General features: G+C 64.6%; 23 protein-coding genes. 18 read left to right on the forward strand and 5 right to left on the reverse strand.

What is annotated here, in order from left to right; genetic code table 11:
• Positions 1-312 precede the first annotated feature (312 nt).
• From OX460_RS23035 to OX460_RS23050, 4 genes are all read left to right on the forward strand, one after another.
• The gene (locus tag OX460_RS23035) at positions 313-3,327 is read left to right on the forward strand and encodes an ExeM/NucH family extracellular endonuclease (RefSeq protein WP_289900052.1); all 3,015 of its coding nucleotides are present in this window, start codon (positions 313-315) and stop codon (positions 3,325-3,327) included.
• A gap of 10 nt (positions 3,328-3,337) precedes the next feature.
• Positions 3,338-3,976 (forward strand): NF038129 family PEP-CTERM protein, encoded by a 639-nt coding sequence (locus tag OX460_RS23040; RefSeq protein WP_289900053.1) that lies wholly within the window; start codon positions 3,338-3,340, stop codon positions 3,974-3,976.
• Between the two features lie 195 nt (positions 3,977-4,171).
• Positions 4,172-4,882, forward strand: coding sequence for a winged helix-turn-helix domain-containing protein (locus OX460_RS23045; RefSeq protein ID WP_289900054.1), 711 nt, complete (start codon positions 4,172-4,174; stop codon positions 4,880-4,882).
• Positions 4,882-5,565, forward strand: a complete 684-nt coding sequence (locus tag OX460_RS23050; RefSeq protein WP_289900085.1) for a LuxR C-terminal-related transcriptional regulator — start codon at positions 4,882-4,884, stop codon at positions 5,563-5,565. Before OX460_RS23045 ends, OX460_RS23050 begins: the two co-directional genes overlap by 1 nt.
• 6 nt (positions 5,566-5,571) lie before the next feature.
• On the opposite strand, the gene OX460_RS23055 is transcribed toward OX460_RS23050, so the two are convergent.
• Positions 5,572-5,937, reverse strand: a complete 366-nt coding sequence (locus OX460_RS23055) for a protease inhibitor I9 family protein (RefSeq protein ID WP_251350030.1) — start codon at positions 5,935-5,937, stop codon at positions 5,572-5,574.
• A 262-nt stretch (positions 5,938-6,199) separates the two neighbouring features.
• On the opposite strand from OX460_RS23055, the gene gspG reads away from it, so the two are divergent.
• The 12 genes from gspG to OX460_RS23115 all read left to right on the forward strand — a co-directional run bounded on the left by gspG (position 6,200) and on the right by OX460_RS23115 (position 16,300).
• A complete protein-coding gene (gene gspG / locus OX460_RS23060) occupies positions 6,200-6,643 on the forward strand; it encodes a type II secretion system major pseudopilin GspG (protein ID WP_034782166.1) in 444 nt (147 codons plus the stop codon).
• 36 nt (positions 6,644-6,679) lie between these two features.
• Positions 6,680-7,885, forward strand: coding sequence for a type II secretion system F family protein (locus tag OX460_RS23065; RefSeq protein ID WP_289900055.1), 1,206 nt, complete (start codon positions 6,680-6,682; stop codon positions 7,883-7,885).
• On the forward strand, positions 7,885-9,588 hold the full coding sequence (locus OX460_RS23070) for a GspE/PulE family protein (RefSeq protein ID WP_289900086.1): 1,704 nt from the start codon (positions 7,885-7,887) through the stop codon (positions 9,586-9,588). Before OX460_RS23065 ends, OX460_RS23070 begins: the two co-directional genes overlap by 1 nt.
• Positions 9,581-10,399 (forward strand): hypothetical protein, encoded by an 819-nt coding sequence (locus OX460_RS23075; protein ID WP_289900056.1) that lies wholly within the window; start codon positions 9,581-9,583, stop codon positions 10,397-10,399. Before OX460_RS23070 ends, OX460_RS23075 begins: the two co-directional genes overlap by 8 nt.
• Entirely contained in the window at positions 10,396-10,944 is a 549-nt protein-coding gene (locus OX460_RS23080) for a hypothetical protein (RefSeq protein WP_289900057.1), read from the forward strand. The genes OX460_RS23075 and OX460_RS23080 overlap by 4 nt, the downstream gene beginning before the upstream one ends.
• Positions 10,941-11,525, forward strand: a complete 585-nt coding sequence (locus tag OX460_RS23085) for a hypothetical protein (protein WP_289900058.1) — start codon at positions 10,941-10,943, stop codon at positions 11,523-11,525. The genes OX460_RS23080 and OX460_RS23085 overlap by 4 nt, the downstream gene beginning before the upstream one ends.
• Positions 11,522-12,043: a hypothetical protein gene (locus OX460_RS23090; protein ID WP_289900059.1), complete on the forward strand. Its 522-nt coding sequence runs from the start codon at positions 11,522-11,524 to the stop codon at positions 12,041-12,043. The genes OX460_RS23085 and OX460_RS23090 overlap by 4 nt, the downstream gene beginning before the upstream one ends.
• A complete protein-coding gene (locus tag OX460_RS23095) occupies positions 12,043-14,058 on the forward strand; it encodes a secretin N-terminal domain-containing protein (protein WP_289900060.1) in 2,016 nt (671 codons plus the stop codon). The genes OX460_RS23090 and OX460_RS23095 overlap by 1 nt, the downstream gene beginning before the upstream one ends.
• On the forward strand, positions 14,055-14,546 hold the full coding sequence (locus tag OX460_RS23100; protein WP_099665057.1) for a type II secretion system protein: 492 nt from the start codon (positions 14,055-14,057) through the stop codon (positions 14,544-14,546). Before OX460_RS23095 ends, OX460_RS23100 begins: the two co-directional genes overlap by 4 nt.
• Before the next feature lie 3 nt (positions 14,547-14,549).
• Positions 14,550-14,933 carry a prepilin-type N-terminal cleavage/methylation domain-containing protein gene (locus OX460_RS23105; RefSeq protein ID WP_077401047.1) on the forward strand — a complete coding sequence of 128 codons (384 nt, stop codon included), beginning with the start codon at positions 14,550-14,552 and terminating at the stop codon, positions 14,931-14,933.
• Positions 14,934-14,938: 5 nt separating this feature from the next.
• Positions 14,939-15,580 (forward strand): type II secretion system protein, encoded by a 642-nt coding sequence (locus OX460_RS23110; RefSeq protein WP_289900061.1) that lies wholly within the window; start codon positions 14,939-14,941, stop codon positions 15,578-15,580.
• Between the two features lie 222 nt (positions 15,581-15,802).
• The gene (locus OX460_RS23115) at positions 15,803-16,300 is read left to right on the forward strand and encodes an FxDxF family PEP-CTERM protein (protein ID WP_077401053.1); all 498 of its coding nucleotides are present in this window, start codon (positions 15,803-15,805) and stop codon (positions 16,298-16,300) included.
• A gap of 160 nt (positions 16,301-16,460) precedes the next feature.
• Here OX460_RS23115 and murJ read toward each other — a convergent pair whose 3' ends face one another.
• Positions 16,461-18,008, reverse strand: a complete 1,548-nt coding sequence (murJ, locus tag OX460_RS23120; RefSeq protein WP_099665054.1) for a murein biosynthesis integral membrane protein MurJ — start codon at positions 18,006-18,008, stop codon at positions 16,461-16,463.
• A gap of 297 nt (positions 18,009-18,305) precedes the next feature.
• Here murJ and rpsT point away from each other — a divergent pair, with 297 nt between their 5' ends.
• On the forward strand, positions 18,306-18,572 hold the full coding sequence (gene rpsT / locus OX460_RS23125) for a 30S ribosomal protein S20 (RefSeq protein ID WP_010395935.1): 267 nt from the start codon (positions 18,306-18,308) through the stop codon (positions 18,570-18,572).
• Between the two features lie 162 nt (positions 18,573-18,734).
• Here rpsT and OX460_RS23130 read toward each other — a convergent pair whose 3' ends face one another.
• The 3 genes from OX460_RS23130 to OX460_RS23140 form a co-directional block, all read right to left on the reverse strand.
• Positions 18,735-19,178, reverse strand: a complete 444-nt coding sequence (locus OX460_RS23130) for a DUF192 domain-containing protein (protein ID WP_289900062.1) — start codon at positions 19,176-19,178, stop codon at positions 18,735-18,737.
• Positions 19,179-19,363: 185 nt separating this feature from the next.
• Positions 19,364-19,687: a hypothetical protein gene (locus OX460_RS23135; RefSeq protein WP_099665052.1), complete on the reverse strand. Its 324-nt coding sequence runs from the start codon at positions 19,685-19,687 to the stop codon at positions 19,364-19,366.
• A 110-nt stretch (positions 19,688-19,797) separates the two neighbouring features.
• Positions 19,798-20,361 (reverse strand): pseudouridine synthase, encoded by a 564-nt coding sequence (locus OX460_RS23140; protein ID WP_289900063.1) that lies wholly within the window; start codon positions 20,359-20,361, stop codon positions 19,798-19,800.
• A 292-nt stretch (positions 20,362-20,653) separates the two neighbouring features.
• On the opposite strand from OX460_RS23140, the gene icd reads away from it, so the two are divergent.
• The gene (icd, locus tag OX460_RS23145) at positions 20,654-21,907 is read left to right on the forward strand and encodes an NADP-dependent isocitrate dehydrogenase (protein WP_289900064.1); all 1,254 of its coding nucleotides are present in this window, start codon (positions 20,654-20,656) and stop codon (positions 21,905-21,907) included.
• Positions 21,908-21,921 lie beyond the last annotated feature (14 nt).

Consider the following 21,921-nt stretch of genomic DNA (forward strand, 5'->3'; position numbering starts at 1 on the left):
CACTACTGGGTCTGGTGTTGCCGTTCAATTTCTTATCAGGAACTAAACTTATTTGTTTGAATTATATCATATTGTGCAGCGGCATAACGACCTGGCTTGCTTTGTACAGCCTGGCGTTGTTGAAAGGATACTTTCGGCAGGCAGCCGCCAGCCTGGATCCGTGCTGCGCATTACTCCGTTCAGCTTAATGAAATGTCATCAACTCGTCATGCACACTGTTTAGTATGCAAATCATAAGTTCGTCATCATTTTGTCAAGAACAGCCTGCCAGCGCCTGTCCGGGTTGGCGTCATCTTACCGACCAGGAAAACCATGAATGTCCACCTTGCCGTCCCGTCCGTCCCGCTCTCGTCCCTGCGTAAACCGTTGCGCCTGACGGTCATGGCCGCCGTGCTGGCCAGCCTGTCCTTGCCAGCCTTGGCCGTATCCGATGTCGTCATCAGCCAGGTATATGGGGGCGGCGGCAATACGGGCGCCGTGTACCGCAACGATTTCATCGAGCTGTTCAATCGTGGCGCCAGTCCCGTCAACCTGAGCAACTGGAGCGTGCAGTACGGCGCCGCCGCCAACACGAGCTGGTCCGTGACGGCCTTGCCGGCTATCGATTTGCAACCTGGCCAGTATTTGCTGGTCCAGCAAGCCAAGGGCACGGGCGGCACGCAAGACTTGCCGACGCCGGACGCGACGGGCACCCTGGCCATGTCCGGCACAACGGGCAAGGTACTGTTGAGTAATAGCAAGACAGCCCAGGTGGGCGCCAGCCCCACGGGCGCGGCCGTCATCGACCTGGTCGGCTTCGGCACGGCCAACGGCTTCGAAGGCGCCGTGGCGCCCGCGCCATCGAATACCCTGGCGATTCTGCGCGCCAATGGCGGCTGCGGCGACACGGACGATAACAGCGCGGATTTTGCCACCGGCAGCGTGACGCCGCGCAATACGGCCTCGCCGCTGAATGTCTGCGGCGGCCCCGTCGTGCACAAGATCATCACCAGTTGCCCCGCCAGCCTGGCCCTGGCCGTGGGCAATGGCGGCAGCGCCGTGCTGCGCGCGTCCGACGCGGATGGCGTCGTGAACGCCGCTATCTTGAGTTCGCCGGCCGTGGCCGGCATCAGCCTGGCCAACTTCAGCGCGGCCGGCGTGGCGGGCGAGAGCGCCATGGTCAGCCTGCTGGTGGCCGCCGGCGTGCCGGTGGGCAATTATCCCGTGATCGTCAGCTTCAGCAATGACCAGCAGCAGACGGCTACCTGCAAGGTGGATGTCGCCGTGCAAGGCCTGGCCGCCGTCAGCCACACGATTCCGCAAATCCAGGGCAGCGGCGCGGCCAGCCCCTACGCCAATTCCGTGCAGACGACGGAAGGCGTGGTGACCCTGAAAGTGGGCACGGGCTTCTTCATCCAGGACGCGGCCGGCGACGGCGACCCATCGACGTCGGACGGCATCTTCGTGTACACGGGCGCGACGGCCACCACCGTGCAGCCGGGCGAGCTGGTGCGCGTGACGGGCACGGTGTTCGAATACACGCCCACGGGCGCCAAGAATTCCTACACGGAATTGAAGGACGTGACGGCCATCCTCACGCAAAGCGCGGGCCACGGCATCGTGCCGACGAATGTGACCTTGCCGAACGACAAGCTGGCCGCCGTGGAAGGCATGCTGGTGCGTTTCACCCAGCCCCTGACCGTGTCGCAAAACGCCTACCTGGGCGCGCGCGGCGAGCTGACCCTGTCGGCGGGCCGGCGCGAAGTGCCGACCAACCGTTATCCGGCCGGCTCCGCCGAAGCGCAAGCCTTGATCGCCGCCAATGCGAACAACCTGATTGTGCTCGATGATGGCATTTTCGTCACGCCGCCCACGATTCCCTACATCGGTCAGGACAACACCGTGCGCAGCGGCGACACGGTGGCCGACCTGACGGGCGTGGTCGATTTCGGTGCCATCGGCGGTGGCGGCGCCGCATATAAATTGCAGCCGACGCAGACGCCGCAGTTTTCGCGCGATAACCCGCGCACGGGCAGCCCGGAACTGCCATCGGGCAACGTCAAGGTGGCCAGCGCGAATGTGCTGAATTTCTTTACGACCTTTACGAATGGCAACAATATCTTTGGGCAGACGGGGCAGGGCTGCACCGTGGGCGCCTCGACCACCAAGTCGAACTGCCGCGGCGCCGACACCCTGGCCGAATTCGAGCGCCAGCGCGACAAGATCGTGGCCGAACTGAAAGCCATCGATGCGGACGTGGTGGGTTTGATGGAAATCCAGAACAATGGCGAAATCGCCGTCACCTATCTGGTCGACCAGCTGAACGCGGCCACCGGCGGCGTCACGTACGCCGTGGTGCCGAAACCGGCCGCCACGGGCACGGACGCCATCCGCGTGGCCATGATCTACAAGCCGGGCAAGCTGGGCCTGGTGGGCGGCGCCTTGTCGGACGCCAATGCCATCAACAACCGGCCACCGATGGCGCAAACTTTTCTTGCGAGCAATGGCGAGAAATTCTCGCTGATCGTCAACCACCTGAAATCGAAGGGCAGCTGCCCGTCGAGCGGGCTGGACGCGGACCAGAACGATAGCCAGAGCTGCTGGAACGCCACCCGCGTGCAGCAAGCCCAGCGCCTGGTGGGCAGCTTCGTGCCGCAGGTGGCGGCCGCTGCCGGCGACGCTGACGTGCTGGTCATCGGCGACCTCAATTCCTATGGCGCGGAAGACCCGATCCAGGTCATCACGGGCGCCGGCTTCGTCAATGAACTCGAGCGTTTCGTGCGGCCGTCCGGCATGCCGTACTCGTACGTGTTTGGCGGCCAGAGCGGCTACCTCGACCATGCGCTGGCCAGCGCGTCGCTGAGCCCGCAAGTGGCCGGCGTGGCCGAATGGCATGTGAATGCGGACGAGCCGGAAGTGATCGACTACAACATCGATTCGGCCAAGCCGCAAGACTTGTACAACGCCTTGCCTTACCGCGCCTCGGACCATGACCCCGTCGTCATCAGCCTGGACTTGCAGCCCGCCTACCGCGACATCACGGCCGGCGTGGCGCAAGCCAGCTCGGGCCTCGCGTACAACCGCGCGACGCAAAAATACACGGGCACGTTCTCGTTCACCAACACGGGTACGAGCGCCTTGAGCGGCCCGTTCCAGGTGGCGTTCGGCGGCTTGCCGGCCGGCGTCAGCCTGGCCAATGCCACGGGTACCCATGCGGGCGCCGCATATGTCACCGTCAACGCCGCCAGCCTGGCGCCGGGCGCGACGGCCTCGTTTGCCGTCAGTTTCACCAATCCGTCGAAAGTGACGATCACCTACTCGGCCAGCATCTACGCCGGCAACTTCTAAGGACACCATCATGTTGACAACAAAACTCCATCCGGCCTTGCGCCGCGCCGTGCTGGCCGCCGTGCTGGCCGCCAGTTCCAGCGTGGCGCTGGCGGATCCGCTGGCCTATCGCGTGGAAATCGACACGAGCGCCTTTTCCGGCGCCGGCTTCCTCGACTTCGCCTTTATCGCCGGCAACAGCCCCGCGCCGGGCGCCAGCGCCGTGCTCAGCAATTTTTCGGGCGCGTTCGGCGCGCTGGAATCGCTGGAAGGCGATGTCAGCGGCAGCGTGCCCGGTACCTTGACCTTCGGCAATAGCGGGGCCTACAACGACTGGTTCCACAACGTGACCCTGGGCGGCAAGTTCGGTTTCAACGTCGTCTTCGGCGGCGACTTCCTGAACACGGCCGGCAACGCGGGCACGACGTTTGGCGTGGGCTTGCTCGATTACACGGGTATGGCTTACCTGGGCAATGCGAATGGCAACCTGCTGCAATTCGAACTGACCCCGCTGAACGGCGGCTTGCCCGCCAGCATAGCCGGCAGCACCTACGCCAGCATCGCGACGATCTCGGCCGTGCCGGAAGCGGCGGAATGGATGATGCTCACGGGCGGCCTGGCGCTGATCGGTTTTGCCTTGCGCCGGCGCCAGTTCGTCACGCCAGCATAAATAGTCGTTGTCCCGCCTGAACACAGCGCGCCTCGGTGCGCTGTGTTTTTTTTTCGCCTATTTATTCGGAATAGCTATAAATCAGGAAACTAAATTGTATTAGTCACCGTTTTACGCTTGATGCATAGTCAAAAACTTGTCGTGCCGTCTAGTTTCTCAGGGAGGGCCGCCCACTTTTTTCGGGAGGATGCATCGATGCGCCGTCATATTCTGCTGCTGGATCCTGCGCCAGCCTCGCAAGCCTTGCTGGTGCATAACCTGCAAGGCGCCGGCTACCGGGTCAGCTGCGCCGTGGATGCGCGCGGCGCGCTGGCCTTGCTGGCCGCCGATCCACCCGACGTGCTGCTGCTGGAATGGGAGCTGCCGGATGCGTCCGGCATCGCGCTGCTGCGCCAGGTGCGCCAGGATGGCGTGCTGTGCGACTTGCCCATCATCATGGTCAGCGCGCGCGACAGCGAACAGGACAAGGTGCTGGCCCTGGAAAGCGGCGCCGACGATTATCTGTGCAAGCCCGTCGGCCCCCGTGAAATGCTGGCACGCGTGCATGCCTTGCTGCGCCGGCGCGCGCCAGCGGCCTTGCGCGCAGGCTCAGGCGCGGACGGCGCCGCCTTGCGGCTCGATCCGCACACCCGGCGCGTGACGGCCGGCAGCGTGCCTGTCAGCCTGGGTCGCGTGGAATTCAAGCTGCTGCATTTTTTGATGGACCATCCGGGCCGGGTGCATAGCCGCGCGCAACTGCTGGACCAGGTGTGGGGCCATGCCGCGTATCTGGACGAACGCACGGTCGACGCCCACGTGGGACGCTTGCGGCAGGCTTTGCTGCCGGGCGGCTGCGGCCACCGCATCGAAACCGTGCGCGGCAGCGGCTACCGCTACCTGGCGTTTGACACCGCCGTGTGCGCCTGATGTTGCTGACGGGGCGGGAACAGGAATACTTGCTGCACGCCATACTCGGCGCGCATGGCATCGCCGCGCCCGGCGATTTCTTTTTGTGGAGCCAGGGGCCGCTGCAGGCGTTGCTGCCGCATGCCGTCCTCGTCTGCGCGCAACTGGGCGCCGATGGCGGCGTGGTGCGCAGCGCGACCTGGCATAGCGCGGTGCTGGCCGAGGCCGAGGTGCGGGACTTCAGCGACCCGCGCCACGGACAGGTGGCCCGGCTGGCGCAGGCCTGGCGCGCTGGCGGGCGGCGCGTCGCCTTCATCGACGGGACCCTCGTGCATGGCAGCACAGGCGCTGGCGGCGGCAGTTTCTTTGCCCTGTTCCGTGCCCCCTGCGCTGCCTGGCCCGACCCGGCGCGCCAGGCGTACGTGCTGGAATTGCTGCTGCCCTGCCTGCATCTGCATTGGCTGGCGCTGCCGGACGGCGCGCAGGCAGCTCCCGCCGGGGCGGCGCGCGCGGCCAGTGCGCGCGAGCTGGAAGTGCTGCACTGGGTCAGCATCGGCAAGAGCAATGAAGAGGTGGGGCAAATCCTCGGCATCAGCGGGGGGACCGTGAAAAGCCACTTGCAGCGCATCTATAAATTATTGGGGGTGAGCAATCGCACGCAAGCCGTCTCACGCGGCATCGCGCTGCGCCTGCTGGCCGCCTGATGCCGCTTAGCGCTGCGGCCGGGGTGCGGCGGTCCGGTGCATGCCGCCGCTGTTGAACTGATCCTCGGTGTCGGGCGCCACCCGCGCGACGAGGGGGCTGGTGCGCAGGCGCTGGACTTCGGCCGGCGTCAGCAGGGCGGCAAAGCCGTTCAGCGCGGCCGTGTAGTGATATTGCACGATGGCATCGGGCACCAGCGCCAGCACGGCGCGCCGTCCCGCTTCCCGCTGGGTTTCCCGCTGGATTGCGTCAGGCGGCGTCAACTGCATGCGCACTTCAACAATATATGGCTGCCGCTGTGGCGCCGCCGACGCGCCGGCAGGCAGTACGCTGGCGGCGGCCAGGATGGCAAGGCTGAAACGGATTGCAGACATGCAAGCTCCCAAGGCAGGCGGCGTGGCCGCACATGCGCCGATTGTACGCCTGCCGCGGCACAGGTGGCGCGCGACTTGCGTTAGTGCAAACGCGATGGTTTCCCCTGGGATTTTGTTGTTTTCAGTACAAACAAAAGATTGTATTAACCATAAGCGGCATGGTAGCCTGCTAGGCATCAGGCAGGCGCGCGCCGCCTGTGCGCGGCCACCAGCGGTGCACATGGCGGCAATGTATTGAAGGTAGGCAATAAGGAGTTACCGGATGCATGCAGCACACAGGCAGAACCTTGCAGCAACGCGCCATGCGCGCGGCTTTACCTTGCTCGAATTGCTGGTCGTCATCGTCATCATCGGCTTGCTGGCGGCGTATGTCGGCCCCAAATATTTCGCCCAATTGGGCAAATCCGAAGTGACGGTGGCCAAGGCGCAGATCGAGGCGTTTGAAAAATCGCTCGATACCTACCGCCTCGACGTGGGGCGCTACCCGACCACGGAAGAAGGCCTGGCCGCGCTGCTGGCCGCGCCGCCCGCCGCCGGCACGCGCTGGAACGGCCCCTACCTGAAAAAGGCCGTGCCGCTCGACCCGTGGGGCCATGCCTATCAATACCGCGCCCCGGGCAGCAAGGGCGAATATGACATCGTCTCGATGGGCAAGGATGGCCAGCCGGGCGGCAGCGGCGAGAACGCCGACATCAGTTCGCAATAACGCCAGCACCATTCTTTTTCCTACGGACAAGCCATCATGCAGTTCGAAGTACGCGCGCTTTCCACGGACCAGGCCGTAGCAACCTTGCATACGTGCGTGATCGACGGCCGCGACGAAGCCGACGCGCGCCGCCAGGCCGAGGCGCGCGGCCTGTTCGTCAGCGCCATCCGCCCGCTGCGCGCCACCCCGTTCAGCGCGGCCGGCCGCCAGCGCGCGCGGGCCTTGCCCCTGCTGCTGTTCAGCCAGGAGTTGCTGGCGCTGTTGAACGCGGGCCTGGGCATCGTCGAAGGATTGGAAGCCTTGCTGGAAAAGGAAGCGTCGCCGGCCACGCGCAGCGTGCTCACGCGTCTGCTGGAAGGCTTGCGCGAAGGCAAGCGCTTTTCCGCCGCTCTGGCGGAGCAGGCGGAACTGTTTCCTCCCTTGTATATCGGCATCGTCAAGGCGGCCGAAGGCACGAGCGACTTGCCGCGCGCCTTGTCGCGCTACATCGATTACCAGCAGCGCATCGATACGGTGCGCGGCAAGATCGTCAGCGCCGCCATCTATCCCGCCATTTTGCTGGCCGTGGGCGGCGGCGTCAGCGCCTTCCTGATCAGTTATGTCGTGCCCCGCTTCGCCGAGGTATACCAGGGCGCCGGACGCAACTTGCCGTGGATGTCGCAAGTCATGCTCAGCTGGGGCCAGTTCGTCACGCAGCATGGCGTGCCGCTGTTGCTCGGGCTGCTGATCACGGGCGGCGTCGCATGGTCGGCCGTGCGGCGCGTGCTGCGCCATGGCGGCGTGGCGCGCCTGCTGGCGAAGTTGCCCGGCATCGGCGAGCGCGTGCGCATCTATGAATTGTCGCGTCTGTACCTGACGCTGGGCATGCTGGCCGAGGGCGGCATCACCATCGTGCAGGCGATCGCCACCGTGCAGGCGATGGTGTCGCCCGGCATGCAGGCGTCGTTGCAGCAGGCGCGCGGCGCCATCGAAGCGGGCCAGCCCCTGTCGTCCGCGTTTGAGCAATATCAACTGACGACGCCCATTTCCCTGCGCATGCTGCGCGTGGGCGAGCGCACGGGCGACATGGGCCCCATGCTGACGCAGTCGGCGGCCTTTTATGACGGCGAAATCAGCCGCTGGATCGACCGTTTCACGCGCACCTTCGAACCCTTGCTGATGGCCGCCATCGGCCTCGTCGTGGGCGCCATCGTGATCCTGCTGTACATGCCCATCTTTGACCTTGCCGGCGATATTTCATGATGCAGAGCGCAGCCGAATCCCCCGTGGCCGGCGCGGCCATCGATCCCGCGCTGCTGCAGCGCGCGCGCCTCCTGTGCCGCCAATCGAAGCGCAGCCTGGTCGAGGAATTGCAGCAATTGAGCGGCATCGAGGCGCGCGCCGTGGTGCGCGCGCTGGCGCGCCCGTTCGGCCTGGACGTGCTGGAAACGGCCGACATGCTGGCGTTGTCTCCCGCCTTCGACGTGCTGCCCCTGTCGCAGGCGCTGGCGCGCCACAGCGTGCTGCTGCGCGCCGCCGACGGCCAGCTGGTGGGCGTGATCGCCGACCCGTTCGACCTGGACCTGCAGACCTGGCTCGGCGCGCGCGCGGGGCAGGGCGCCCTGAGCGTGCGTCTGGCCCTGCAAGCCGACATCGGCGCCTACCTGTCGAAGCAGGAAGAGTCGGCGCGCGCCGTCGACAGCCTGCTGCCCGGCGCCGCCACCGATGCGCGGCGCGACGGCAAGACGGCCGCCGTGCTGTCGTTCGCCAGCGTGTCGGAAGCGGCCAGCCCCGCCGTCAAGCTGGTCAACTCGACCTTGTATGACGCGCTGAAGGCGGGCGCCTCAGACATCCACCTGGAAAGCACGGCCGGCGGCCTGGCCGTCAAGTACCGCGTCGACGGCGTGCTCGATCACGCCACGTCCGTCAACGGCATCGAAGTGGCGGAGCACATCATCTCGCGCCTGAAAGTGCTGGCCGAACTCGATATCGCCGAGCGCCGCGTGCCGCAGGACGGCAGCTTCCGCGTCGAATCGGGCGGGCGCGAAATCGATCTGCGCGTCTCCATCATGCCCAGCATCCATGGCGAGGACGCCGTCATCCGCATCCTCGACAAGCGCGCCATGATCGAGGCGTACGGCGCCCTGACCCTCGAAGCGCTGGGCTTTGACGCGCCGTCGCTGGAAGCCTTGCGCGCGCTGGCGCAGGAAGCCTACGGCATGCTGCTCGTCACGGGTCCCACGGGCTCGGGCAAGACGACGACCCTGTACGCGGCGCTGACGGAAATCCATAACGGGCGCGAAAAGATCATCACCATCGAAGACCCCGTCGAATACCAGCTGCCCGGCATTCTGCAAATCCCCGTGAATGAGAAGAAGGGGCTGACCTTTGCCAAGGGCTTGCGCTCGATCCTGCGCCACGACCCCGATAAAATCATGGTGGGCGAGATCCGCGACCGCGAGACGGCGGAAATCGCCGTGCAGTCGGCCCTCACGGGCCACCTGGTGCTCACCACCGTGCATGCGAATAACGTCTTCGACGTGTTCGGCCGTTTTACCCACATGGGCATCGATCCGTATGCGTTCGTCTCGGCCCTGAACGGCATCTGGGCGCAACGGCTGATCCGCACCAACTGCCCTCATTGCGCGGTGGAGTACACGCCGGACGAGCAGGAACTGGCCAGCGTGGGCCTGGCGCGTGCCGACGTTGATGCATATCAATTCAAGCAGGGCAAGGGGTGCGGCGACTGCCGCGGCACGGGTTACAAAGGGCGCCGCTCGATCGCCGAAATCCTCGTGCTGACCGATGAAATCCGCGAACTCATCGTCGACAAGAAGCCGATCCGCCAGATCAAGGCGGCCGCGCATGCGAACGGCACGCGCAGCCTGCGCCTGGCGGCGCTGGAACTGGTCAAGCGGGGCGCCACCACCATCACGGAAATCAAGAGGGTCACCCTGCATGCGTAGAGGTTATGGACTGGGACTGCGCCTGGGCGTGGCGGCTGGCAAGGTGAGCCTGTGGCGTAGCAGCCGCTGGCGCGCGCCCGCCTGGACACCGCTGGGCGAAGCCGCGTATGTGCCGGGCGACACGCTGCACGGCGACTTTGCCGCCCTGTGGCAGGCGTTGGAACAGATTCTGCCGGCCGGCGAGTACGCGGGCTGGCCCCTGTCCGTGGTGCTCGACGATGGCTTGGCGCGCCTGTGGCAAGTGGACATGCCGCACGGCGCCGCGCGCCTGGCCGATATCGAGGCGGCCGCCGCGCTGCGCTTCCAGTCGCTGTATGGCGATCCTCCCGGCCTGTGGCACAGCAGCAGCGCCTGGGATGCGCGCGCGCCGTTTTTTTGCGCCGTGCCCCGTGCCCTGCTGGCGCAGCTGACGCGCGTGGCGGCCGCGCGCGAGCTGGCCCTGATTTTCATCACGCCGCAATTCGCGCGCCACTGGAACCGCTGGCACGACGCGCTGAAACCGGGCGCCTGGTTCGGCCAGCTGCAGGAGAATGCCTTGACCCTGGGCGTGCGGCACGATGGCCGCCTGCGCGCCGTGCGCGCGCTGCCCGTGCCGCCCGGCGCGGGCCAGGATTGGCTGGAACACACGCTGGCGCGCGAGGCGCTGCTGCAAGGCGTGCCCGCACCGGCGCTGCTGCAGCTATGCGGCGCGCCGCCAGCGCTCTGGCTGGCGCCGGCGGCAGCGTTCCGCTGCCAGGTTTTTTCCGCGCCGGACGGGGAAGGCGCCTTGTCGCCGGCCGCCCGGCTGGCCCGCAGCGGAGGCGTGGCATGACGCGCCTCGATTTCGATTTCGCGCCACCCGGCTGGCGCCGCAGCCTGCACCGCGTGCCCGTCTGGGCGTGGATGACGGGGGTGCTGGGCGTGGCGCTGGCCGTCACGGCGGCCTGCAGCGGCAGCGCCGCACTGCAGCGCCAGCAGCTGCGCGAGGGGCAGTTACAGCGCGCGCAGCAGCGCGTGATGGCCGCCATGCAGGGTCCCGCGCCTGCGCCGCAAATCGCCATCGCGCCCGCGCAGGCGGCGGCCGTGAATGCGGCCATCCTGCAATTGAACCTGCCGTGGCGCGACTTGCAGGATGCGCTGGCCAGCGCCACGCCGCCCGCCATCGCGCTGCTGGCGCTGGAACCGGATGCGCGCAAGCGCGTGCTGAAGATCACGGCCGAGACGACCGGCAGCGACGCCATGGTGGCCTACATCGCGCAACTGAAGCAGCAGGAGCTGTTTGGCGCCAGGGTGCAGCTGCTGCGCCATGAAATCAATGCGCTCGACCCGAATAAACCCTTGCGCTTCCAGCTCGAAGCGCGCTGGGGCTCGCCATGATGGCCATCGACATCAATATCCTGCGCCTGCGCGCGCAACTGCTGCTGCGCCGCCTGGGCGCGCCCGCCTGCATCGCCGTGGCCTTGCTCGCACTGGGCGTGGCCGCCTGGGCGTGGGCCTGGCAGCAGCGGGCCGTGGCGGCGCAGCTGGAAGCGCGTCCCTTGCCCGTGCCATCGCTGGCCGTCGCCATCGCGGCGCCGCCGGCGACGGCCAGCGAGAACCTGGCGCGCTTTTATGCCGCCCTGGGGCAGCAGCGCCACGCGGAGCAGCAGGTCAAGCAGCTGTTCGACCTGGCCGCGAAAAATGGCTTGCTGCTGGCGCAGGGCGAATACAAGAGCGGCTACGACAAGGCCAGCAGGGTCGCCACCTACCAGGTGACCTTGCCGCTGAAGGGCAGTTACGGGGCCGTGTGGCAGTTCGCGCTGCAAGCGCTGCGCGCCGCTCCCTTCGCCTCGCTCGACGAACTGAGTTTCCGCCGCGAGCAGATCGCCGATACGCAACTGGAAGCGCGCTTGCGCCTGACGTTTTATCTGACCGAAACGCAGGCCGATGCGCCGGGCGATGCGGGAGGCGCGCCATGACGCCGCGCCACTATCTGATGCTGGCCGGCGTGCTGGGCGCGGGCGCCTTGCTGCTGTTCGGCGAGCGCCAGCCCGTGGCCGACGTGGCCGAAGCGGTGGAGCGGGCCGTCGCGCCCGCGCGCCATGCGGCCGTCAAGGCGCCGGCCGCGCAGCCGGCCATCCTGGCCCTGCTGCCGCGCAGCGAAGTGGCGGGCGAGGAGGGCGAGACCTTTGGCGGCGCCGACGGCGTCTTCCAGAGCCAGAACTGGAATCCGCCGCCGCCGAAAATGGCAGTGACGGCAGCGCCGCCGCCACCGCCGCCGATGGCGCCGCCGCTGCCCTTCGTCTACCTGGGCAAGGCGGCCGCCGACGGCGCCTGGGAAGTGTTTTTATCGCGCGCCGACAAGACGTATATCGTGCGCGCCAATACCGTCGTCGATGGCGCCTACAAGGTCGTGACGATCGCGCCGCCCGTCATGACGCTCACTTATCTGCCGTTGAACCAGCTTCAGCAGCTCAACATTGGAGTTTTCGAGTGATGTCTCGTTCCTTTTCATCGGCGCTGCTGCTCTTGCTGCTGTCCGGCTGCGCAGGGCAGCAAGCCTACCGCGACGGGCGCGAGCTGATTGCGCAAGATCACATCCCGGCCGGCCTGCAAAAACTGCAGGAAGCGCTGCAGCAAGACCCCGGCAATGCGCAATACCGCAGCGCCTATCTGCAGGCGCGCGAGCGGGCCACCGGCAGCCGCTTGCAGCAGGCCGAGCGCCAGGCGCAGGCGGGGCAGGGCGAGCTGGCGCGCGCCTCCTTCATGAGCGTGCTGGAAATCGATGCGCAGAACGAGCGGGCCAACAGCGGCTTGCGCGCGCTCGAACGCGAGCAGCGTCAGGGGAAACTGCTGGCCGATGCGCGCACGGCCCTTGAGGCAAAACAATACGACCCAGCGCGCCAGCGCCTGAACGCCATCCTGACGGAGCAGCCGAATCACGCCGGCGCGCGCGCGCTGCTGCGCGAGGTCGATGAAAAGACGGCGCCGCCCATCGTCGAATCGGGCCTGGCCAGGTCGTACAAGCAGCCGATCACGATCGAGTTCCGCGACGCGCCGTTAAAACAGGTGTTCGAGCTGATCGCGCGTCGTTCCGGCCTCAATTTCGTCTTCGACAAGGACGTCAAGGCGGACGCGAAAACGTCGATCTTCCTGAAAAACAGCACGGTGGAATCGGCCGTCTACTTCCTGCTGGTGACGAACCAGCTGGAACAGCAGGTGATGGATGCGAACACCATTTTGATCTATCCCAATGTGGCGGCGAAATTGAAGGAATACCAGGAAGTGCTGGTGAAAACCTTCTTCCTGGCGAACGCGGACGCCAAGCAGGTGGCCAACACGCTCAAGACCATCCTCAAGACGCGCGACGTGGTGGCCGATGAAAAACTCAACCTCGTCATCGTGCGCGACACGCCCGAGGCGATCCGCCTGGCCGAGCGCCTGATCGCGCTGCAGGACGTGCCGGAGGCGGAAGTGGTGCTGGAGCTGGAAATCCTCGAAGTCAAGCGCAGCCGCCTGATGGAGCTGGGCGTGGCCTGGCCATCGAGCCTGACCTTGACGCCGCTCAGTACCTCGGGCGGGATCGGGTTGACCATCAACGACTTGAATAATCTGAATCAGCGTACACTCGGCGTGAGCAACCTGGCCGTGACGGCGAACGCCAACAAGACGGACGGCGACGCGAACATCCTGGCCAATCCGCGCATCCGCGTGCGCAACCGGGAAAAGGCGAAATTCGTCATCGGCGACAGGGTGCCCGTGGTGACCACCACGATTTCACCGGGCACGGGCGGCTTCGCTTCCGAATCGATCAGCTACCTGGACGTGGGCCTGACGGTGAACGCCGAGCCGACCATCTATTTGAACAATGAAGTGGGCATCCGCATCTCGCTCGAGGTGAGCAACCTGGGCGCGGCCACCACCACCCGGAGCGGCTCGACCCTGTACCAGATCGGCACGCGCCAGGCGTCGACCATGCTGCAGCTGAAGGATGGCGAAAACCAGGTGCTGGCGGGCCTGATCAACAATGAAGAGCGCAGCTCGGGCAACAAGGTGCCGGGCCTGGGCGACATACCCGTGCTGGGCCGCCTGTTCGGCAGCAGCAAGGACGATAGCCAGAAGACGGAAATCGTGCTGTCGATCACGCCGCACCTGGTGCGCACGGTGCAGCGTCCGGAAGCGAAGGAGTCGGAATTTTCCGCCGGAACGGAAGGCAGCTTCCGCCGCCGGCCCGACATGGCGGCCAAGGCGCCCACGCAGATGCCGGGCACGGTGATCGTGCGTTCCGGCCCGTCGGCCGTCGGCATGCAGCCGGCGCCGGCGCAGCAGCTGATGGCGCCGGGCCAGGTGCCGCCGGCCTTGCCGCAGAGCGTCCCGGCGCCGGAAGTGGCGCCATCGCCCGAGCCGGCCGCCTCGCCCTTGCCGATCTCGGCTGGCCAGCCCGTGCCGCTGCAGGCATCGCCCTTGCCGCTGTCATCGAGCCAGCCGGTGCCGGTGGCGCCCGCCAAATGAGACTGGCGCATGCGCAGGGCGGGCCAGGCGGCTTCACCCTGATCGAGCTGCTGGTGACCCTGGCCATCCTGGGCGTGCTGGCCACCCTGGTGATCCCCGTCACGCAGGTGACGGTGCAGCGGCGCCAGGAGCAGGAATTGCGGCGCGCGCTGCGCGAGATCCGCCAGGGGCTCGACGCCTATAAACGGGCCGGCGACGAAGGCCGCGTCATGCGCACGCCCGACGCCAGCGGCTATCCGAAAAGCCTGGACTTGCTGGTCGAGGGCGTGCCGGACCAGCGCAACCCGAAGCGCAGCAAGCTGTTTTTCCTGCGCCGCGTGCCGCGCGATCCGTTCAACGCGGACGCGGGCCTGAGCGATGCGCAAACGTGGGGCAAGCGCAGCTACGCCAGCGAAGCGGCCGAGCCGCGCGAGGGCGACGATGTGTACGATGTGTACTCGACTTCCAACAAGACCGGCCTGAACAACGTGCCTTACCGTCTATGGTGAACCATGCCCGTCCCTGACCGCGCGCGCGGCTTTACGCTGATCGAGCTGCTGGTGGTGCTCGGCATCGTGGCGCTGTTGCTCACCCTGGCCGTGCCCCGCTACTTTCCCAGCCTCGACAAGGCGAAGGAAACTGTGTTGGCGGACAACTTGCGCAACCTGCGCACGACCATCGACCAGTTTCACGGCGATACGGGCCGTTATCCCGATACTTTGGAGCAACTGGTCGAAAAGAAATACCTGCGCGCCATGCCCATCGACCCCATCACGGACAGCGACAGCAGCTGGCTGATCGTGCCGCCGCCCGACGATACGCCGGGCCAGGTGTATGACGTGAAAAGCGGCGCGCCCGGCAAGGACCGCAGCGGCACGCCGTTCGCCGACTGGTAGCGGCCATGCACCGTCCTGCGCGCCGCCAGCGCGGTGTTACGTATCTGGGCCTGATCATCCTGGTCGCCATCCTGGGCCTCGTGGGGGCGGCCGGGCTGAAGATGGGCTCCTTGCTGCAGCGCCAGGCGGCCGAGCAGGAGCTGCTCGACATCGGGGCGGAGTTTGTCGATGCGCTGCAGAGTTACACGGGCGCCACGCCCGCCGGCCAGCCGCAGCATCCGCCGACCCTGGCCGCCTTGCTGCGCGACCCCCGCTTTCCGCAGGTGCGCCGCCATTTGCGCAAGCTGTATGTGGACCCCGTTACGGGACGGGCTGAATGGGGCTTGCTGTACCAGCCCGGTGGCCAGGGCATCATCGGCGTGCATAGCCTGTCATCGTCCGCGCCCTTAAAAGTGGGTAATTTCGACGCCCGCTTCACCGGTTTCGAAGGCAAGTCGCACCTGTCCGAGTGGCAGTTCGTCGCCGGCGGGCCCGTGCCGCCGGCGGGACTGGTCCTGGCGCCGCCAGACGCCGCCGCGCCGCCCTCCGCTGCGCCGCCCGCCTTGTTCCCGCCGCCGCATCCGGCTGCGCCAGCGCCCGAACCGTCGGCGCCCGAGGCGGCGGAGCCGGAGGAAGAGACCGGCGCGCCAGCGCGCAACCCGCCGTAACCATAAGTTAACAATGAAGAATACAGGGATAACTATTTTCACCTGGAAATTCATCTTGACCTGGAACCATTTCATAGAGGAAATACTTTTAATAAATGAAATTTCAATAAAATAATTACAAGTAATTTGATGTCTTTATGCTACCATCCTTCCTGGTACTTTCAGTACTAAAGCGATGGCTGGCCCACCTGGCGGCCATAAATTACTTTTAAGGGATAATTTATGAAATTGAAATTTATCGCGGCAGGCATTCTGGCTGCAGCATCGTTCAGCGCATCGGCGGCCACCTACAATCTGGGCATACTGGATCCAAGCGGCTTCGATACGCGGGCATCGATCACCACCAATTTCGCCGCCAATTCGGTGGTCGATGATTTGTGGACCTTCAAACTGCTGACCCCGTCGTCGACCTCGTTTGGCGCATTGCAAACGTTTTCCGTTGCCGAAGGCGCGATCAGCAACTTCGCCGCCACCCTGGTAGGCTATGGCGACCTGACCCTGACGTCGGTGGCCGGCATCCAGAGCCTGAGCTGGGCCGGTTCCCTGGCGGCGGGTACCTATGAGGTGCGTGTTTCGGGCTTGACCGGTTTGCAGAATGGCCAGTACGTGGGCACGGTCTCGGCCTTGCCTGTGCCGGAACCGGAAACCTACGGCATGCTGCTGGGTGGCCTGGCGCTGGTCGGTTTCGCCGCCCGCCGCCGCGCCCGCAAAGCTGTTTGATTTTTGCTGGCAAGAATGACAAAACCCGCCGAGGCGGGTTTTTTTGTTTCTAATGCATGATTACATGTGCGATTGCGACAACATGTGCAGGACTAGGCGCCCAGTCGAAGACAGTACGCCAGTACGGCGAGACGCAGGCAACAACGTCTTGCCCATGCTGTCAAGCGTGGCGCTTGAAGTCGCGGAAGCGGAAGCCAACCAAAAAGAGGGTGGCAAAATACGCCACGCCGCACAGGGCCACCACCAGGGCCAGCGCGCCGGCCCGCAACAGCGGATGGGCTTGCATAGCGATCCAGTCGATGCGCATGGCGCCAGCATACGCCACGCCGCCCATCACGACGAGTGCCGGCAGCAGGCGCAGGAAGAACTTGGCCCAGCCCGGTTTTGGCTGGTAGATGCCGCGCTTGCGCAAGCCCCAGTACAGGAAGCTGGCGTTCAGGCAGGCGCCCAGGCCGATCGACAGGGCCAGGCCGGCCACGGCGATGTAGGGCACGAATAGCAGATTCATCAGTTGCGTGGCGATCAGCACGCCGATGGCGATTTTCACGGGCGTGCGGATATCCTGGCGCGCATAGAAGGCGGGCGCCAGGGTTTTCACCAGGATGATGCCGATCAGGCCCAGGCTGTAGGCCACCAGCGGCTGCGTCGACATGGTCACGGATTCAGCCGTGAACTTACCGTAGTGAAATAATGTCGCGATCAGCGGCGTGGCCAGGGTCGCCATGCCGACGGCGGCGGGCAGGGCCAGCAGGAAAGTCAGGCGCAAGCCCCAGTCCAGCAGGGCCGAGTATTCCGTCTTGTCGCCATCCACGTTCGCCTTCGACAGGCTGGGCAGCAAGATGGTGCCCAGGGCCACGCCCAGCATGGCGGTGGGGAACTCCATCAGGCGGTCCGCATACGACAGCCAGGAAATGCTGCCCTCGGCCAGGCGCGACGCGATGCTCGTGTTGATCATCAGGCTGATCTGCGCCGCCGAGACGGCGAACACGGCCGGTCCCATCTTTTTCAGCACGCGGCGCACGCCGCCGTCGGACAGGCCGATGGCGGGATTGATCGACAGGCGCGGCAGCATGCCGATCTTGATCAGCGCGGGAATCTGGATCGCTACCTGCAGCAAGCCGCCGGCGAACACGGCAATGGCCATGGCGTAGATCGGCTGTTTCAAGTGCGGCGCGAGGAACAGCGAGGCGGCGATGAACGACAGGTTCAGCAAGACGGGGGTGAACGCGGGTATCTTGAATTCGCGCCAGGTATTCAGGATGCCGCCGGCCAAGGCCACGAAAGACATGCAAGTAATATAAGGGAACATCAGGCGCGTCATCCATACGGCCGCGTCGAAGGCGCCCGGATCCTTGGACAGGCCCGTGGCGATCGCGTACACGAACCAGGGCGCGCCGACGATGCCGATGGCGGACACGAGCAAAGTGGCCCAGACGAGGGTGGTGGCCACATGGTCGGCCAATTGCTTGCTCGCTTCCTGGCCATGCTGGTTCTTGTATTCAGACAAGATCGGCACGAAGGCTTGCGAGAAGGCCCCTTCGGCAAACAGGCGACGCAAGAGGTTGGGAATGCGGAAGGCAACGATGAAGGCGTCCGTGTAGGCGCCGGCGCCAAAGGCGCGCGCGAACAGGCTTTCGCGCAATAATCCGGTTACACGGGACAGCATGGTCATGCTGGAAATGGCGGCGAGGGTTTTAAGCAAGTTCATGGGGGCAGATTATAGCCGGGCGCGGTACCGGCAAACGGTTAAAATATGGTAACAAGCGGGGCCGATTCGCCCTTGTCAGGCCCATTTTCACGTGTTTTTGGCGTGACACACGGTTTTTTGATTTGCCCCCGCTTGAAAATATCGCTATAATCGAAGGCTGTACAGAATTCTGTTACGCAGACACTAATGTTTGACAGGCACTGGTTTGGCACACATGGTTCGGCAGACGCACAGAACGCACCGGTTGGCAAACACTAATGTTTGCAAACGCACTTTGACCCTGTTTTAGGAAATTCCATGGCAAATACCGCACAAGCGCGCAAACGCGCTCGTCAAGCAGTTAAGCAAAACGCACACAATTCGTCCCAACGTTCGACCTTGCGCACGGCTATCAAAGCTGCTCGCAAAGCGATCCAGGGCGGCGACAAGGCAGCTGCTGCTGCAATCTTCCAAGCATCCGTGTCGACCATCGACCGTATCGCTGACAAGAAGATCATCCACAAAAACAAGGCAGCTCGCCATAAGAGCCGTCTGGCAGCTGCTTTGAAAGCACTGTCCGCTTAATATTCGCCAGCAGGCAAGCCGCCACGGCGGCCTTGCCTGTGCCGGTACGCTGGCACTGGTTGAAAAGCAAAAACCCGCAGATTCATTCTGGCGGGTTTTTTCGCGTTTTTTCAGGATTTTTTGCGGCCGCACCCGCCAGCGGCAGGCTGCGGCCGCGCTGGCCTAGCGTGCCCCTGGCAAGTTGCCGATGCTCATGCCCGGCTTGATATTCTTTTGCTTGAACCAGCCCAGGTTCATTTCCAGCGCATAGCGCACGGGCACGGTCTTCGTGGAGCAATGGCTGTCGAGCGTGTGCGGCTGCATGTCTTCGATGTTGACGATCTTGCCGCCGGCATCGATAAAGGCCACCGACAGGGGCAGCGGCGTGTTTTTCATCCACATGCATTGCGTCGATGGATTGCCAAAGACGAACAGCATGCCCGCATTGGCCGGCATCTTTTCACGGTACATCAAGCCCTGTTCGCGCTGCTCTTCCGTGGCGGCCACTTCCGCCTGGATCAAATGCATGCCAGCCGACAGTTGCACGCTCTTTGTTTGAGCTTGAGCAATGTTGGCGCCGGCCAGCAGGGCGATGGACAGGCTGAGATGACGTAGGGAATTTTTCATGGGGCGGGACGGTGGCTGCGAAGCGGCGATTAAGCCATGCTGGCGGCTGCCTGGTCAAGCATGCTGCCTGTCCGCGCCGAAAGCGTGGGGTTACAGCAACATGGCTGCTGCCGTAACCCCGGGAATTACCCTTGCTGGGAATTACCCTTGCTTCTTCTTACTTCTTACTTCTCACTTCTTGCTGCTTACTTCACGGGCTTGCCTGCCTCGGCGGCTGGCTGCTTCGCCTTGCGGGCCTGGGGGACCAGGCGCGGGGCATCCGTTGCGGCCGAAGCCTTGGTCGATGCGCCCGAACGTGCCGCATCCGTCGCGGCCGAAGCGTTGACGGTGGCCGATGCCGGCGGCACCGGCTTGACGGCGTCGGTCGCGGCCGACGCATGGCTGGCTGCCGAAGCGGGCGGCGGCTTGACAGCATCGGTCGCGGCGGAAGCGTGCACCTTGGCGCCCGATTGCGCCAGTGCGGCGCCGGCAAGCAGGGAAGCGGCCAGGGCCAGGATTACTTTTGTCATCATCTTTCCTTTTCTATCATGTTAAGGTGGGATGATTTTAATGCATTATCTAAAAATAAATAGTGCATCTTGGCAAAATTCGGCGCCGGGGGCGTTTTTTCTTGTCCGGTTCACGCTTTTCCGATGTTTTCGGCCGGCACTTCGCACCATTCGCCGGGCAGCAAGGGGTGGCTGGCCAGGGAAAACGGGCCGATGGCGCTGCGCACCAGGCGCAGCGTGGGCAGGCCGACGGCGGCCGTCATGCGCCGCACTTGCCGGTTTTTTCCCTCTTTCAGGGTGATCGCCAGCCACGAGGTGGGCTTGTCGGCGCGCGCGCGGATCGGCGGATTGCGTGTCCACAGCCAGTCCGGCTCGGCGATGCGCACGGCCTTGCACGGCTTGGTGATGAAGTCGCCCAGGTCCAGCGGCGCCTGCAGGCGCGCCAGGCTGGCCGCATCGGGCACGCCGTCGACCTGCACCAGGTAGGTTTTCGCTTCCTTGCGGTCCGGGTGGCTGATCTCGTGCTGCAGGCGGCCGTCGTCCGTCAGCAGCAGCAAGCCTTCGCTGTCGGCGTCGAGCCGGCCGGCCGGGTAGATGCCGGGGATGGTGATGTGGTCGGCCAGGGTGGCGCGGCCCTCCTGCGGCGAAAACTGGCACAGGACCTGGAATGGTTTATTGAAGAGGATGAGTGGCATGCTGGTAAGGGAATTGATGTAAGCGATGGTGGCTGCTGATCGGCGCCGCAAAAGCGTGGCGCCCTGTAAGATACTGGTGCATAATGTGAAATGTTAGTCTTATGTCTTATAGAAGACTTGAGGCGGTATGGCAATGCGGTTCTTTGGCGCCGCGGGTGGCCCGGGTGTTCTTTCCCTGCTAAAGTGCGTTGTTGCCGCCCTGTTCGGACTTGTTTTTGTAAACTCTGCAACCGCAGAGCGCGTCGCCGGCCTGTGTTGCCCGCCAGCGGTGTGTCCCACTTCGGAGATCACGATGTATCAACATATCACTGTACCTGCTGACGGCCAAAAAATCACCGTCAACGCCGATTTTTCGCTGAATGTACCAGATAATCCCATCGTTCCCTTCATTGAAGGCGATGGCACGGGCATCGATATCAGCCCCGTCATGATCAAGGTGATCGACGCGGCCGTGGCCAAGGCCTACGGCGGCGCGCGCAAGATCAGCTGGATGGAAATCTATGCGGGCGAAAAAGCGACGAATGTGTACGGCCCCGATGTGTGGCTGCCGGAAGAAACCTTGGCCGTGCTGAAAGATTACGTGGTTTCCATCAAGGGTCCGCTGACCACGCCCGTCGGCGGCGGCATCCGCTCGCTGAACGTGGCCTTGCGCCAGCAGCTCGATCTGTACGTCTGCCTGCGCCCCGTGCGCTACTTCACGGGCGTGCCATCGCCCGTGAAAGAGCCGGAAAAGACGGACATGGTGATTTTCCGCGAAAACTCGGAAGATATCTACGCCGGCATCGAATACCAGCAAGGCTCGCCCGAAGCGAAGAAACTGATGGATTTCCTCGTTAATGAAATGGGCGTGACCAAGATCCGCTTCCCGGCCACGTCGGGCCTGGGCATCAAGCCCGTCTCCATCGAAGGCACCGAGCGCCTGGTGCGCAAGGCCATCCAGTATGCGATCGACAATGACAAGCCATCCGTGACGATCGTGCACAAAGGCAACATCATGAAGTACACGGAAGGCGGCTTCCGCGACTGGGCGTATGCGCTGGCGCAAAAGGAATTCGGCGCCGAGTTGATCGATGGCGGCCCGTGGTGCAAGTTCAAGAACCCACGGACGGGCCGCGACATCATCGTCAAGGATTCCATCGCTGACGCGTTCCTGCAACAGATTTTGCTGCGTCCGGCCGAATACAGCGTCATCGCCACCCTGAATTTGAACGGCGATTACATTTCCGACGCGCTGGCGGCGCAAGTGGGCGGCATCGGCATCGCGCCGGGCGCCAACCTGTCCGACTCCGTCGCCATGTTCGAAGCGACGCACGGCACGGCGCCGAAGTACGCGGGCAAGGATTACGTGAACCCCGGTTCGCTGATTTTGTCCGCGGAAATGATGCTGCGCCACATGGGCTGGGTGGAAGCGGCCGACCTGGTGATTTCCTCGATGCAAAAATCGATCGCCTCGAAGCGCGTCACCTATGATTTCGCCCGCCTGATGGAAGGCGCCACGCAAGTGTCGTGCTCCGGTTTCGGCCAGGTGATGGTCGAGCACATGTAAAAGAAACGGGGCAG

The organism is Janthinobacterium sp. SUN033, from assembly GCF_030397595.1.
GTDB lineage: Bacteria > Pseudomonadota > Gammaproteobacteria > Burkholderiales > Burkholderiaceae_D > Janthinobacterium > Janthinobacterium kumbetense.